General features: G+C 69.4%; 12 protein-coding genes and 3 pseudogenes. 12 read left to right on the plus strand and 3 right to left on the minus strand.

Features of this window, described 5'->3' with window-relative positions; translation table 11 throughout:
• Window positions 1–186: 186 nt before the first annotated feature.
• Window positions 187–506, minus strand: a pseudogene (locus tag J7E96_RS36435) (DNA methyltransferase); the annotation flags it as partial.
• Window positions 507–779: 273 nt separating this feature from the next.
• Between J7E96_RS36435 and J7E96_RS36440 the strand changes: the two are divergent.
• From J7E96_RS36440 to J7E96_RS38985, 4 genes and pseudogenes are all read left to right on the plus strand, one after another.
• Window positions 780–1,619, plus strand: coding sequence for a hypothetical protein (locus tag J7E96_RS36440; protein WP_251070949.1), 840 nt, complete (start codon window positions 780–782; stop codon window positions 1,617–1,619).
• A gap of 184 nt (window positions 1,620–1,803) precedes the next feature.
• Window positions 1,804–2,409: a hypothetical protein gene (locus J7E96_RS36445; protein WP_215138149.1), complete on the plus strand. Its 606-nt coding sequence runs from the start codon at window positions 1,804–1,806 to the stop codon at window positions 2,407–2,409.
• A gap of 93 nt (window positions 2,410–2,502) precedes the next feature.
• A complete protein-coding gene (locus J7E96_RS36450) occupies window positions 2,503–2,727 on the plus strand; it encodes a hypothetical protein (protein ID WP_215138151.1) in 225 nt (74 codons plus the stop codon).
• A gap of 75 nt (window positions 2,728–2,802) precedes the next feature.
• Window positions 2,803–3,493 (plus strand): annotated as a pseudogene (locus J7E96_RS38985) (hypothetical protein); the annotation flags it as partial.
• A gap of 96 nt (window positions 3,494–3,589) precedes the next feature.
• Here the strand turns inward: J7E96_RS38985 and J7E96_RS36460 are convergent.
• Window positions 3,590–4,336, minus strand: coding sequence for a site-specific DNA-methyltransferase (locus tag J7E96_RS36460; protein ID WP_215138153.1), 747 nt, complete (start codon window positions 4,334–4,336; stop codon window positions 3,590–3,592).
• Between the two features lie 579 nt (window positions 4,337–4,915).
• Between J7E96_RS36460 and J7E96_RS36465 the strand changes: the two genes are divergently transcribed.
• The 7 genes and pseudogenes from J7E96_RS36465 (at window position 4,916) to J7E96_RS36495 (ending at window position 12,181) form a co-directional block, all read left to right on the plus strand.
• Window positions 4,916–6,061 carry a C40 family peptidase gene (locus J7E96_RS36465; RefSeq protein ID WP_215138155.1) on the plus strand — a complete coding sequence of 382 codons (1,146 nt, stop codon included), beginning with the start codon at window positions 4,916–4,918 and terminating at the stop codon, window positions 6,059–6,061.
• Window positions 6,062–6,148: 87 nt separating this feature from the next.
• Window positions 6,149–6,457: a DUF6112 family protein gene (locus tag J7E96_RS36470; protein ID WP_023421641.1), complete on the plus strand. Its 309-nt coding sequence runs from the start codon at window positions 6,149–6,151 to the stop codon at window positions 6,455–6,457.
• A complete protein-coding gene (locus J7E96_RS36475) occupies window positions 6,457–7,137 on the plus strand; it encodes a hypothetical protein (protein ID WP_215138156.1) in 681 nt (226 codons plus the stop codon). Before J7E96_RS36470 ends, J7E96_RS36475 begins: the two co-directional genes overlap by 1 nt.
• A gap of 27 nt (window positions 7,138–7,164) precedes the next feature.
• A pseudogene (locus tag J7E96_RS36480) lies at window positions 7,165–8,563 on the plus strand (ATP-binding protein).
• A gap of 131 nt (window positions 8,564–8,694) precedes the next feature.
• Window positions 8,695–10,161, plus strand: coding sequence for an SCO6880 family protein (locus tag J7E96_RS36485; protein WP_215138157.1), 1,467 nt, complete (start codon window positions 8,695–8,697; stop codon window positions 10,159–10,161).
• Between the two features lie 34 nt (window positions 10,162–10,195).
• Window positions 10,196–10,648 carry a DUF6238 family protein gene (locus J7E96_RS36490; protein WP_215138158.1) on the plus strand — a complete coding sequence of 151 codons (453 nt, stop codon included), beginning with the start codon at window positions 10,196–10,198 and terminating at the stop codon, window positions 10,646–10,648.
• A gap of 27 nt (window positions 10,649–10,675) precedes the next feature.
• Window positions 10,676–12,181, plus strand: coding sequence for an ATP-binding protein (locus tag J7E96_RS36495; protein ID WP_215138159.1), 1,506 nt, complete (start codon window positions 10,676–10,678; stop codon window positions 12,179–12,181).
• 39 nt (window positions 12,182–12,220) lie between these two features.
• Here the strand turns inward: J7E96_RS36495 and J7E96_RS36500 are convergent, their stop codons facing one another.
• A complete protein-coding gene (locus J7E96_RS36500) occupies window positions 12,221–12,538 on the minus strand; it encodes a hypothetical protein (protein WP_215138160.1) in 318 nt (105 codons plus the stop codon).
• Between the two features lie 232 nt (window positions 12,539–12,770).
• On the opposite strand from J7E96_RS36500, the gene J7E96_RS36505 reads away from it, so the two are divergent.
• A complete protein-coding gene (locus J7E96_RS36505) occupies window positions 12,771–13,406 on the plus strand; it encodes a hypothetical protein (RefSeq protein ID WP_215138165.1) in 636 nt (211 codons plus the stop codon).
• Window positions 13,407–13,711 lie beyond the last annotated feature (305 nt).

The raw sequence follows: 13,711 nt of genomic DNA on the forward strand, positions 1-13,711 counted from the left end.
TGAAAGACGAAGGCCTGCCCGGCGGGGGCGCAATTGCTGTGCCTCATGACCTCCTACAAGGCTCTGCGTCGCGTGATGCTGAACCGAAGGTCGTTGGCTGGACGATTCAGCTGGAGTCTTCGAGCCGATTCCCCAGCAGTCCCTCTGCGTCGCGCTCCGTCGACTTCGGCCTGGTTGGTCTGATGCTCATGCCTCCGGTCCAGCCAGGGTGAAGGCGTCCTTCGTCAGCTCCGCGCGGAGTCGCCGCTCGGCAACGTCGGCGGCGAGGACAGCTCCACGCCCACGAAGCGGCGTCCCGCACGGAGGGCCGCGACGCCCGTGGAGCCACTGCCGGTGAACGGGTCGAGGACGGTGCCGCCTTCGGGGCAGACCTGGACGAGCTGCTGCATGATCTCTACGGGCTTCTGGGTGATGTGCACCCGGTCCTTGCGAGGCTGAGAGGCGATGTAGTGGTCGGGCAGGTAGAGATCGCGGGTGTCGTCGAGGGCTCCCTTGACGCCCCAAACCCCGCCCAGCGCGACCGACTCGTCGAGATCCGCGACAACCTCCTCGCCCGCATCGCCGAGGCCGAACGCGAAGGATGGCTCGGCAAGGTGGAAGGGCTGCAACTGAGCCTTGCCGGAGCGGAGGAGAGACTCACGCAACTCGACCGGCGCTCATCCGTCGTCGATCTCGGCATTCCCGCCAAGAGGACACCATCCTCATGATGAACACCCGAGACCCCAGACCTCAGTGCCGCTATGCGGCAAGATACGCGAGAGGACATAGAGGGGGGTCTCATGGGCGGCGAGCTCTGCGATGGCTGGGTCCACTTGCTCAGCGGTCAGACGCTGTGTTTCACGGGCAGAGTGCTCATCGATGGCGAGTGGACGGTCCGAAAGGACTGCAGGGAGATAGCCGAACAACTCGGTGCAAACTGGAAGCCGGACTTCTCCCGCAAGGTCACGGTCTTTGTCCATGGCGATCTCGCCAGCCAGACTGTGACCGACACACAACGGGAGTACAGCCAGAAGTTGGTGACCGCCGCGGATTGGCGCGATAGAGGACACCACGTATGTGTCGTGGACGGGGACGGCTTCGCTGACCTGATTAGCGGACACGCCGCACGCTGCCGAGAGCTGCAACGGGCGCGAGGCAGCGACGATCACGTCCTCGTCCTTCCGCAAGCTGGAGATGGGATCTTGGGCGGCCCGCTTCAGCAACACAGAGTCGGCTGCCACGAGCCTGGTGCACTTGCGCTCGACCTCGCCCACCTCGACAAGGGCACGGAGGCACATGAGTCGACCATCGCGGCACTCATCGAGCACCTGGCAAGCCAGCACATCGAACTCCGCGGACACGCTCGCAACGCTCCCCGCTTCGACGCAGGCTGGTCACGCGGCGATGACGTCTTCATCGCCGAGGTCAAAAGTTTGGCCGGCGCGAGAGAAGACCAGCAGATTCGGCTAGGGATCGGGCAGGTCCTCGACTATGCCCATCAGCTCCAACTGGGGAGCACACGCAGTCGAATGCGTCCTGTCTTGGTACTGGAGAAGCAGCCGACCGACTCAAGGTGGACCTCACTCGCGGAGGCCAGCGGGATCCTACTCACATGGGCCCCCGACTTCGCTGGGTGCTGAAGTTCCACACGATGAACCTGTCCAAGGCCACCCGCAGTGCCAAATCAGCTGCAACAGCAGGAAATTCGCGGCACGTGGACTTTGATCGTTCTCCTACCGTGTGAACACCGCAAGCGGTACGTTCTGTGCGCCAGACGCACATCATCGGGCATATCTCGTCGTACGCGGAGGTGGAGCACAGATCATGAGGCTCGTGGACGATCTCACCCTGGAGCGCGGCACCTCCCTGCACGAGAAGCCGGGTACGACTTGCACTGGTGTCTCAGCGAAGGGCCCAGCCGTTGAGTGGGAACTACGCCTTCCCGGCCGCCCGTTGTTGACAGTGCATGACACCCGCTGGGACAACGGCGAACGAGATCTCGTGCTCTATCAGCCCACGGTCGTCCCCGAGATTCCCGCGGCGCTCTCCAACCTGCACAACCGGCTGCGCGTCGGCATCGCCCGCGCGCCGGGAAACACAACCACCCTGCGCATCATGGCCTTCCCTGCCTGGGTGGACGGGGAACGCCCCAGGATCAAGAAGTCTCTCACCACAGCTCAGCTGGCAGCCAAGTACGGTCTCCAGCAGCTGCGTGACCTGACCGCGCGTCCGGGTGTTGCGCTGCACTCGGTCGGCGGCCGTGTCGACGTTCCCGGGTACGACGTAAATGATCCGCAGGACGATATACGTATCCAGCACGCCTTGTCCTTCCCGGTCGAGGACGATGAGACACCCGTGATCGCCTTCACTCACCTACGCGTGGTGCCCGTTCTCCGCCACGTCGGCTGGCTTTCCATGGTCACCGTGTAACACACGGCGACGCTGGCCGTCAGGCGAGCACGTCGCCGATCCTGCCTGCGTAGCGACCATGAGACGCACACGCCTGACATTGAGGGGTTACCCATGAGCGATCACCGACCGAGCCAGCACGTCAGTCTGGAGAAGGCGATCCTCGCGCTTCGCGGCCTATGGGACACCCAGCGCGCGCTTACCGCACTGCGCGCTGCGGGTCATGAACCAGAGGAAAAGTACACGCGACAGATCCTCCGCGATCTCGCGAGCAGGGGCCTGCTGGTCAAGGTGCAGGACCGGCCGGTCCAATACCGCACAGAGCCTATGAACGAGTGAGGCTGGCCCTCACGCTGCACGGGGCCCGAAGGGCATGAGGCTGGTGGACCGGACCGTCCTCTCTAGTTCAGAGAAGGGGTCCTGTCGCAGGCCGTTTCCTACCTGTCCTGGCTGGACTCCGCTCACCACGAGGTCAAGGCGCTCGTCCGGAAGGTGCTCGGCGCAAAGGCCGCCGAGAGCATCGACTGGCACTGCCCGCGGATGGTCTGCATCGCGGCCAGCTTCTCCCACCACGACCGCGTGGCCGTACAGTGGCTGCCCGAGCGGATCAACCTGGTCCGCTACCGCGTCTTCGACGGCGGCCTCCTGAGCCTACTGCTCGTGGACTCTTCGCCCGGTTCGACGAACGATTTCTTCGTCTCGGCGGATCAAGGAGCGGGACACGGCGACCATCAGCGTGCCGACGGCCTCTGTAACTTTTCCGCCGCCGGGCTCTGGTCTCGTCCCGGAGTGCTTGCGGGATCTGTACGCGGAGTTGGACGGGTCGCTCACGGCGTGGGGCGAGGTGGAGATGGCGCCGCTGCGGCACTACATCGCCTACCGGCGGCTGGTGAACGTGGCCTCGGTGATCTTCCGTCCGAAGCACGAGGCGATCCTGGTCTACCTCAGACTCGACCCGAACACAGTCGAGCTGGAGGAGGGCTTCACCCGGGACATGCGCGGCATCGGGCACCTCGGGACCGGCGACCTGGAGGTACGCCTCGTCTCGGCAGCCGACCTGGAGAAGGCGGCCCCGCTGATCCGGCGGCCGTTCGAGGCTGCCTGACCCAACGAGAAGGGCGGCTAGTGCATCGGGTACTCGATGCACCAGCCGCCCTTCGGCGTCTACGGGCCGCCGGCCCCGGGCTCTCCGCTCTCATGCTCATGCCTCTGGTCCGGCCAGCTCGAAGTCGTCCTTCGTCAGTTCGGCGCGCAGCCGCTCCTCGGCGACGTCGGCGTAGTGCGCGGACAGCTCGACGCCCACGAAGCGGCGTCCCTCGCGCAGAGCCGCGACCCCCGTGGAGCCGCTGCCGGTGAACGGGTCGAGGACGGTGCCGCCCTCGGGGCAGACCTGGACGAGCTGCTGCATGACCTCGACCGGCTTCTGGGTGATGTGGACCCGGTCCTTGCGGGGCTGGGAGGCGATGTAGTGGCCGGGCAGGTAGAGGTCGCGGGTGTTGTCGAGGGAGCCCTTGACGCCCCAGATGATGAACTCCGAGTCCTGCTTCGGCCCGCCCTTGCGGGGTCGGCTGGAGGGCTTGATCCACGGGATGGTGCCGCTCCAGGTCCACCCGGCCATCTGCAGGGCGTCGGAGGTGGTCGGCTCCTGGCGCCAGTCGGTGAAGACCATGGCGACCGCGTGCTGGGTCGAGGCCCGGTACGCCTCGGTGAGCAGTTCGGTGAGCCAGGAGCGGTAGGAGCGCTGGTCGCGGTTCTCGCCGGGGAAGTTGGCGAGGTCGTGCGCCGAGTTGCTGGTGACGTACTTGGCACGCGCGGTGCGGCTGGTGCGATCCGAGCTGGTACGGCCACCGGAGTTGTACGGCGGATCGGTGATCACCGCCTGGACGCTCTGGTCAGGGAGGGACTTCAGGACGGTCAGGGCGTCGCCTCGGTGCAGCGTGTGGCTCATAGGGAGGGCCTCTCTCTTCGGGCACGGCGGATCCGGACCCGCTCCGGACAGCGCTCAAAGACGTGCGTCTGGGGCGGGGTTGCCCCGGAGATTAACGGCGAATTCCGGCCGCGCCTAACGAGGTGACTCCCCGCTGCGGGCCCTGGGACGGCAGTCGTTTGGTGCGGCCGGAATCCCGGTCTACTGTCTCGCCGTGTCACCGGGAAGGAGCCGCGCTCCACCCTGCTGACCTGTGCTTATCCGTGCTGTCTCGTCCAATCGAGCAGCTTCGGCGGCATGTTGCCCATCTGCCGCGAGCGCCGTGAGGAGGTCCCGGTGTACTGCCTGAGATTACGAGCGCGGCTGGCTGCCGCGTATGCCCTGAAACCGGCGTCCGGGAGCTACCAACTCCTCTGATGCGGGCCCGCCGAGAGGCGGATGCACATCGGCGCGGTGCCGACGGCTTTGCACGAGAAGTCGGCACCGCGCCTCCTACGAACACCGAGGAGCCGCTGCGATGCAGCATGCCCTGACACACCCGCGCCCCGACCCACCGCCATCACCTGGTCTGCACCGCCGTCGTGCCGGACGGCGGCGGCGATGAAGAAGACGACCGGAGCCCTCGTCGGTCTCTGCGCGACCGGACCGCTACTGCTGGCGCTTCCGATCCTTGGCATCGGCGCTGGGACCGCTTCGGCCTCGTGCTCGACCGACGGTGCACAGGGTGTGGACACCTCCGCCGTCGCCAAGCAGGTGAAGGCCATCCTGGACGGCGGCGACAAGGGGTCGGTCTCCGTACCGGGCCTGGACGCACCTGCCGATCAGGTCCCCAACGCCAAGACCATCCAGGCCACCGGCGTAGCGATGAACATCCCCGCCCGTGGGCAGGTCGTCGCCTTGGCGACCGCACTGCAGGAAAGCGGCCTGCGGAACCTGACCTATGGCGACCGCGACAGTCTGGGCTTGTTCCAGCAGCGGCCGTCGATGGGCTGGGGCACGGCCAGCGAGATCCTCAACCCGGTGCACGCCAGCACCAAGTTCTACGAGGGGCTCAAGAAGGTCTCCGGCTGGCAGTCCCTGTCCGTCACCCAGGCCGCCCAGGCGGTGCAGAAGTCGGGCTTCCCGGAGGCGTACGCCAAGTGGGAGCCGCTGGCCACCGCCCTGCAGCGGGCCATCGAGCCCCTGCTGCAGAAGACCGGCGACCGGTCGCCGCACCCTTCACCGGCCGGCTCAGCCGACACCGGCAGCCCTTCACCCGATTCCGCGGGTGGCTGCTCGGCGGACGGCGACGGAACGGACTTCGGCACCATCCCGGCCGGCGCACTGCCGGACGAGTACAAGATCCCCGCCACTGCTCCCCCGAAGGTGCAGACGGCGATCCGGTGGGCGCTGGGCCAGCTCGGCACGCCGTACCAGTGGGGCGGGAGCTGCACGGACTCCCACGGTAAAGACCCGATGGGCCGGTGCGACTGCTCCTCGCTGATGCAGCGGGCGTACCAGGCCGCCGGAGTCAGCCTGACGCGGACCACGTACACGCAGGTCAAGGACGGCAAGCCGGTGCCGGTCGACGCCCTGAAGCCGGGCGACCTCCTCTTCACCGAGGGGACGGCTGCCGTACCCGAGCACGTCGGGATGGCGATCGGGCAGGGCCTGATCGTCCATGCGCCGCACACCGGTGACGTCGTACGGATCACGACCGTCGCCTCCTGGAAATCGCGGATTCTCGCGGCCCGCCGAGTCGTCTGACCGGCGCTCCCCCTCCCTCCCCTCTATTCGCACTGCTGGTTCGCCCCGCCGGGCTTTGGCGTGCGTTCATTCGAACTGGAGTTCCCCGTGTATCTCGCTGACCAGGTCATACAGCTCGCCTACGACCCCGGAATCAAGCCGAATGAGGGCGGGCTGCCGGGTCTCAACGTCCTTAAGCAGGTGATGGGCTCGATCAACCTCTTCGGGCTCATAGCCGTGGTCGGCGCCCTCGCCGTCAGTGCGGGCGTCTGGGCTTGGGGCCATCACTCGGGCGGTCACCAGGCCGAGGCGAACGGGAAGAAGGGCGTGCTGGTGAGCGCAGGCGCGGCCCTTCTGCTCGGCGCGGCCAACGGCGTGGTGGCGTTCTTCTCGACCCTCGGGACGCAGGTCCACTGATGGCTCAGCACTCCACCCACCCCGGCGGCGCATCTCGCGTGCGCCGCCGGGCACTGCTCGGCACTGCCGTCCTGGCGGTGCTCGTCGCCCTCGCCGGCCTGGCTGCTTATGTCACGCGCGAGGGCGGAGGCCCCACCGGTACTCCGGCGCCACCGCCGAGTTCACCCACGGCGTCCTCGTCATCCGCGCCACCGTCCGGGCCACACACCCGGCCCCGCGACCTCCCCGTCCCGCCGAAGACCCACGACCCGATCAAGTACGGAAAGGCCGCCGCCGCAGCGCTGTGGTCGTACGACACCCGGGCGTACTCCCAGCCCGAGCTGCACAAGGCCCTGCGCGGCTGGCTGACCACGGAGTCGAAGTACGCCGACCCGGCCTCCGTCGACAAGGTCGTCCCCTCACCCGTGCTGTGGAAGGAAATGGCCTCCAACAAGCAGCTCGCCACCGCCAAGATCAATGAGGGGCACTTCCCGCACGCCTTCGCCCAGGCCCTCCAGGACGACCCAGGGGCGATCACCCAGGCGTACGTGTACGCCGTCACGGTCTCCGGCAAGCAGTCGATCGCCTGGAAGGGCTCGCCCGCCGGCGGTGCGGAGAGCCGTTCCACCACACTCGCGGTCCAGTGCCGGCCCGACCGTCCCTGCGCCCTAGTCGGCGTCATGCCGTCCGTCGCGCCCTGACCCCTCTTCTAGAAAGGAGGTATCGCCATGGGAGTCTGCGACTTCCCGCTAATGGACAAGGTGTGCGGCGCCGTCGACTTCGCCACCAACCCCGCCGGAACCGTCACGGACGGCATCGGCGCGTGGATCGCGAAGTCGATGGGCGAACTGGCGGCCAGCGCGGCCGATCTCGCCGCCAAGGCCGTCAACGAGACGACCGCCATCGACCTTAGCGCCGGATGGTTCCGGGACAACTACGAACTCCTGCTGCCCATCGGGCTCGCTCTGACCGTCGGCATCTTCTGCATCCAGCTCATGACCGCGGCCTGGCGACGCGATGAACGCGCTCTTGCTCAGGCTGCGTTCGGCACCATGACCGGCGTCCTCTTCAGCTTCTCCGCCATTGCCTTCACCACCGTCGCCATCACCGTGGTCGACGCCCTCTCCGACGGACTGTTTCAAGCAGCCAACACCTCCGTCGACGACGCGATCCGGCGCGTGGTGAAGGTCAACCAGTTGGGGGCGATGTACGGCCTCGGCTGGGGCGTCCCAGCCCTGGTCGCCCTCGGGTGCGCGATCGGCGCCTTCCTCTACTGGGGCGTCATGGTCGCCCGCAAGGTCGGCGTCCTCATCATGGTCGCGCTCGCCGTGTTTGCCGGGGCCGGCGGCGGCTGGGAGGTCGCCAAGCGGTGGCGGCGCGGCTGGATCGAGGCCACGGCCACCCTGATCGTCTCCAAGCTCCTGATGACCATCGTCTTCCTCATCGGCGTCTCCGCCATGGGCAAGCCCGACACCAGCGACGGGATGGCGGCCCTGTCCGACGCGATGGCGGGCATCGTCGTGATGGTCCTCGTGCTGCTCTGCCCGTACGCGACGTACAAGTTCGTGCACTGGGCCAGCGACGGCGGCGGCCACGACGACCTGCACCGCACCAGCGTCGCCGGCATGGCGGTCGCAGCCGGGGCGGCGAAGACCGCGGGCACCCTGGCGATGCAGGCCAGCACCGGTGCTCCCGCTCCCCAGGGGCCGAACCAGGTCCCCGGTGCGGGCGCCGATGGCGTCGCCTCCGGCATCAATCCTGCCGGCGGCAACCTCAGCAAGGAGGGTATTGACGCCGGTCCGCCCAAGCCGCAGACCCGCTTCCGGTACGGCGAGGACCCGAACGCGACCGGCGACAAGGGCCGGGCCCTGAATCCAGCGGCCCGGGATCCCACCGCTGATCACGCGCCCCAGCGCGAACGAAGCGGAACGGTCCGAGGTGGTCGTCCACGGCGTCACCGGCAGTTCCGACTCTCTCGTCGGCGCGTCGGCACCGGGCGGCAGCATGACCTCCATGCCGCCTGTCGGCCCTTCGACTGCGCCGCCGCCCCCCGCCGGACCGTCGGCCACCGGTTCTCCGACGCCGACGAACTGGGTGTTCCCCACCCAGCCGCCGTCGGGTTCCTGACCCATCACACCCGGGGCGGGCTGTACACCACCGCCGCCCCACCGTGACCGACCAGCAGAGGAGTCCTCCCATGACCTCCAGAAGAGCGCCGCGCGCCCGTCCTCCGCCCGCTCCCACCGTCTGGAATCACCATGTCCGGCGAGCACCAGGCCCCTACAGCCACCGTGAAGTTCCCCCACCGCAGCAGGCGCGGCATCCTGCTCGGCCTGACCGCCCCGCAGCTGATCGTCGCCAGCCTCACCGGCCTTCTCCTTCTCGCCGTCGTCCTCACCCGCGGCGTGGTCGGCGCCCTCCAGCTCATCCCGCTGTGGGCCGTCATCGCCCTCCTCGTCTTCGTCCGCCACCGTGGCCGTGCCCTGGCGGACTGGGCTCCGATCGTCACCCGGTACGTCTTGCGCCGAATGCGTGGCCAGCTCGTCTGGCTCACCCGGCCTTCCCGTCGGCCGACCCGAGAAGGACTCCTCCACCTTCCCGGCACCGCCGCCAGCCTGCGCGTGGTCACCGCCCCCGACGGCCGGTACGGTGCGGTCCACGATCCCCACAGCGGCACGCTGACCGCCGTGGTCAAGGTCTCCTCCCGCGCCTACGCGCTGCTCGACCCGGGCACCCAGCAGGCCAACGTCAACGGCTGGGGACGCGCGCTGGCCGCGCTCGCCCGTACCGGGCAGATCGCCCGCATCCAGGTGATCGAGCGCACCGTCCCGGACTCCGGCGACGCGCTTCGCCGCTACTGGGAAGAGCACGGCCGACCCCACGCCCCCATGGCCGGCGCGATCTACAGCGAGCTGATCCAGAGCGCGGGCCCGGCAGCGGCACCCCACGAGGCATACGTCGCAGTGGCGCTGGACATCAAGGCCGCGCGACGGCTGATCAACCAGGCGGGCGGTGGCCTGACCGGCTCCTTCAGCGTCCTGGCGCAGCTGACCTCCACCTTCGACCAGGCCGCGCGGACCGCCGGGCTCAACCCCACCGGCTGGCTCACCGACCGCGAGATCGCCGCCGTCGTGCGCACCGCCTACGACCCCAAGGCCCTCACGGCGCTGGACCGGTGGTCCACCGCCGGCCGTCCCGAGGCCGAGCCCGCAGCCGCCGGCCCTGTCGTGGTCGTCGAGAAGGCGGACCACATCGCGACCGACTCGGCCGTCCACGCCACGTACTGGGTGGAGAACTGGCCGAGGACCGAAACGTCGGCTGGCTTCCTGCACCAGCTCCTGTTCACCGGCGGGGTCCGGCGCACGCTGTCGCTCTCCTACGAGCCGAAGGGACTGGACGCAGCCCTGCGCGACGTCCAGCGCAAGAAGGCCAGCGTGATCGCCGATGCCGCCGAGCGGGCCCGGCGCGGCCAGGTCGACTCCGAGGCGGACTCGATCGAGTACCAGGACATCAAGTCCCGCGAGCGCCAGCTCATCGCGGGCCACGCCGATGTCGCCCTGACCGGGCTGCTGACAGTCTCGGCCGACTCCGAGGACGAACTCCGCTCCGCCTGCGCGGTCGTGGAGACCGCCGCCGTCGGCGCCCAGCTCGACGTCCGGCCGCTGACCTGGCAGCAGGCGGAAGCGTTCACCGCCGCCGCTCTGCCGCTCGCGCTCGCCGCCTGACGCCGGCCTCCCCTCTCCTCGAAAGAGCACCCTCATGTCCCGCACTCCCAGCCCGACCGCGCAGGACTTCGTGCCCTTCGCCACCGCCGCGCTCGACTTCCACCGCGCGCTCAACCTCCCCGGCGGCCCGCTCGTCACCAGCCGGGCCGAGCTGGACGCTCTGCACGCGCATCTCGTTTCGGTGCACGGGCTCCTCGACGCCCATGCAGCCCGTACCGGTCAGCTCGTGCCGATCGAAGGTGACCAGCTTCGCGCCGCCCGCACCCGGATCTGGCAGGCCGCCGACCACGTCCACGCCGCCTACCACGCGGCGCCCCGGCCGGATTCGGGCGACGTGCCTGAACCCGAGGCGTGCCAGGCCGGCCTGCCCGAAGGGGCGCCGGAGCTGACCATCTGCCAGCGCCACCAGCGCGCCGCACACCTGGTCCGCCGCCGTACCACCCCGGCCGACCTGCACACGCCGTTCACCGGCCTCGTCCGCCGCTGACCCCATCACCTGTCTGGAGAAACGTTCATGCCCCGTACCCGCGCCAGCGCCTCTCCCCTGTACGTGCCGCACAAGGCTTCGCGGGCCCAGCAGAAGGCCGCCCGAGCCGGATTCGCCGAGGCCCGCCGCCAGGCGCGCCTCGCCGGAACACCGCCCAAGCACCGCGCCGAGGAAACCCTCGACCCGGAGCTGCGGCCGACCTACCCGCCGACCGGTCGTCCCGGTTCGACCTCGGCCCGGGGCGGCAAGCTCCGCCTGCCCGCCCACCGGATGACCACCGCCACCGCTTCGGGGGCCTACCCCTTCGTGGCCGAGGGCGGCCTGGGGGCGGAGGGCATCTTCATCGGCCGCGACGTCCACGCCGAAGCCGCCTTCTGTTTCGATCCGTTCTCGCTGTACAGCAGCGGCCGGATCGAGGGCTTCACGAACCCCAACGCGGTCCTCGCCGGGATCATCGGCATGGGCAAATCGGCACTGGCGAAGTCCATCGCCACCCGGTCGATCGCCCACGGCTACCGGATCTACATTCCCTGCGACCCGAAGGGCGAGTGGACCGGCGTCGCGCAGGCCCTCGGCGGCTACAGCATCGCCCTGGGCCCCGGCCTCCCGGGCCGGCTGAACCCACTGGACGCCCCGGCCCGGCCCGCCTCCGTCAGCGAGGACGACTGGGCCACCGAGGTCCGAAAGCGCCGTCTCCTGCTCCTGGCCGGCCTGGCGCGCACCGTCCTCAAGCGCGACCTGCTGCCGATGGAGCACACCGCCCTCGACCTCGCCCTCGACCTGGTCGTCGTCGAGGCAACCGCCCCTGGCACCGTGCCGCTGCTGGGAGAGATCGCGCACGCCCTCGGCTCGCCCGAACGCCTCGACCGGGCCCTCGGCCACCAGGCCGGACACCTCGGGTCCGCCGCCCAGGACCTCGCGCACGCCCTGCGCCGCCTGGTACACGGCGACCTCAGCGGCATGTTCGATGCCCCCTCGACGGTGGCGTTCGATCCGACCGCGCCGATGCTGTCCATCGACCTCTCCCGCCTTGGCGGCTCCGGAGACGACACGGCCTTGGTCCTCGCGATGACCTGCGCGAGCGCGTGGATGGAGTCCGCCCTCGCCGACCCCGACGGCGGCCGGCGCTGGGTGATCTACGACGAGGCATGGCGGCTGATGAGGCACGTCGGCCTGCTCGAACGGATGCAGTCGCAGTGGAAGCTCTCCCGTGGTCTCGGCATCGCGAACTTGATGGTCATCCACCGTCTCAGCGACCTGCTCTCGGCGGGTGATGCCGGTTCGCGCGGCCGGGTGCTGGCCGAGGGCCTCCTGGCCGACTGCTCCACCCGCATCATCTACCGCCAGGAGCCCGACCAGCTCGCCGCCGCCGCGTCGCTGCTCGGCCTGACCGGCGTCGAGACCCAGGCGGTGTCCGCCCTGACCAAGGGCCGGGGCCTGTGGAAGGTCGCCGGCCGTTCCTTCATCACGCAGCACATCCTGCACCCGGCCGAGCGCGAGCTGTTCGACACCGACGCCCGCATGTCGGCCTAGCTCAACCCGCCATCTCAGTAAGGGAGTTATCTCTTGCCTTCAACCGTATCGCGGGCAGGCCGCCGAACTCGCGGAAGCGTCCGAACTCTGGCTGCGAGTCCGGGCCTCGGCACTCCGACCGCCGACGGGAATGACCGTCTCGCCGCCGCCCGGCCCGAAGAGTTCGAGGAGCTGTTCTCGACGATCCTCACGGGGGACTTCGGTGCAGTGGCCCGGCTGCACCAGGCGCTCGAAACCGCCTCGGAGTGGTGCCGCGAGCACGGTGTCCGCAGCAGCGCCGCCGAGCTGGACGTCCTCGCCGGACGCCTGGCCGATCTCGGCGAGGAGCTGCGCCTCGTGGGCGAGGGCATCGGCCACGAGAGCCGATCGCATCGAGCGGCAGCGGCAGCCCGTACCTCTCCGGCCGTCTCGGCACGAGGGGCTACCCACCGGTCCGCTGACCGCGACGTCTGCTCCTCTGCCGCCGGCCCCTGTCCGTTCGCTGCCGTGCTCACGGTGAAGACCGGCACAGGAACAAGGATCGATCATGTCTAGCTCTTCCACTTCTCCCGCATCGGCCGAGAACCAGCCGCCGTCGACCACCGATCACCTGGAGTGGCGGCGGCACCTACCGGCCCTTGCCTCCGCCGCCGCCGGCATCAATCAGGCGTCCGACGCCTGGGACGCGGTCTCGGACTCCTTCTGCGACCAGGACGGCTGGCCCATCGACGAGGAGGGCTACGCGGACGGCAAGGTGAAACGCGACGCCGAGGCGTGGAAACACGCCGAGGTCTTCCTCGACCACGGCCCCGAGGTGCTGGCCGGGGTGCGCGCCGCCGCTGACGGTCCCGACTACGTCGAGGGGCCGATCAGCGACGACCTCCGCCGGCTGCGCGGGATCGACACCACCCTGGAGCGAGCGGGTCAGCTCCGGCACGAGTGGGACCAGATCATGGCGCTCATGGACGCCTCGCTCCCGGGCTCACTGAAGCTCTACCAGGAGCATGCGGAGGAGCACCGCAATTCCGAGGGCTGGCACCACGCGCACGAGCTGTCCTACCAGGGCCCCGCGCTCGTCCGGGCCGCCGAGTACCTGGCCCACCGGGCGGACGCCGAACAGCCTTCGCAGGCCGAACGTGCGCGCGTGGCCCTCGCCCGGTCCACTTCCGGCGCCCACGGCGTCCCACCCGCTTCGCCGCTTGCGCCTCCGGCGTCGAATCCGCCGGCCCCCGGTCGTTCCCGCTGACGCTCCTAGCACCGAGTCGCGGCTGCACCAAACCGACCGACCGCCAGATCCTCATGGATCACCGCACCCCTTCCAGCCCCCACGCGCCCGCAGCTCGCGCCGTCGGCCCGGGGCGTCCGGCAACGGAGAAAGCCCATGCACCCCGATAACGCCCTCATCACCTTCGAGCAGGAAGGATCACGCGTCCTTGCGTGGGTCAGCGCGTCGTCCTTCTCGCCCGTGGACAGCTCTTCCGAACGGGACCGCCGGTACGACTACCTCACCGCTCCCCTCCGCCAGCGCCCCCTAGAACCCGTACTTCGCGG

Origin of the sequence: Streptomyces sp. ISL-96 (assembly GCF_018614035.1) — a bacterium.
Taxonomy (GTDB): Bacteria; Actinomycetota; Actinomycetes; order Streptomycetales; family Streptomycetaceae; genus Streptomyces.

Excerpts from the sequence above, each read along its gene's own strand:
- J7E96_RS36440 (WP_251070949.1), top strand. The coding sequence starts at position 780 with ATGGGCGGCGAGCTCTGCGATGGCTGGGTCCACTTGCTCAGCGGTCAG.
- J7E96_RS36495 (WP_215138159.1), top strand. The coding sequence starts at position 10,676 with ATGCCCCGTACCCGCGCCAGCGCCTCTCCCCTGTACGTGCCGCACAAG.
- J7E96_RS36460 (WP_215138153.1), bottom strand. The coding sequence starts at position 4,336 with ATGAGCCACACGCTGCACCGAGGCGACGCCCTGACCGTCCTGAAGTCC.
- J7E96_RS36450 (WP_215138151.1), top strand. The coding sequence starts at position 2,503 with ATGAGCGATCACCGACCGAGCCAGCACGTCAGTCTGGAGAAGGCGATC.
- J7E96_RS36465 (WP_215138155.1), top strand. The coding sequence starts at position 4,916 with ATGAAGAAGACGACCGGAGCCCTCGTCGGTCTCTGCGCGACCGGACCG.
- J7E96_RS36445 (WP_215138149.1), top strand. The coding sequence starts at position 1,804 with ATGAGGCTCGTGGACGATCTCACCCTGGAGCGCGGCACCTCCCTGCAC.
- J7E96_RS36485 (WP_215138157.1), top strand. The coding sequence starts at position 8,695 with ATGTCCGGCGAGCACCAGGCCCCTACAGCCACCGTGAAGTTCCCCCAC.
- J7E96_RS36475 (WP_215138156.1), top strand. The coding sequence starts at position 6,457 with ATGGCTCAGCACTCCACCCACCCCGGCGGCGCATCTCGCGTGCGCCGC.
- J7E96_RS36490 (WP_215138158.1), top strand. The coding sequence starts at position 10,196 with ATGTCCCGCACTCCCAGCCCGACCGCGCAGGACTTCGTGCCCTTCGCC.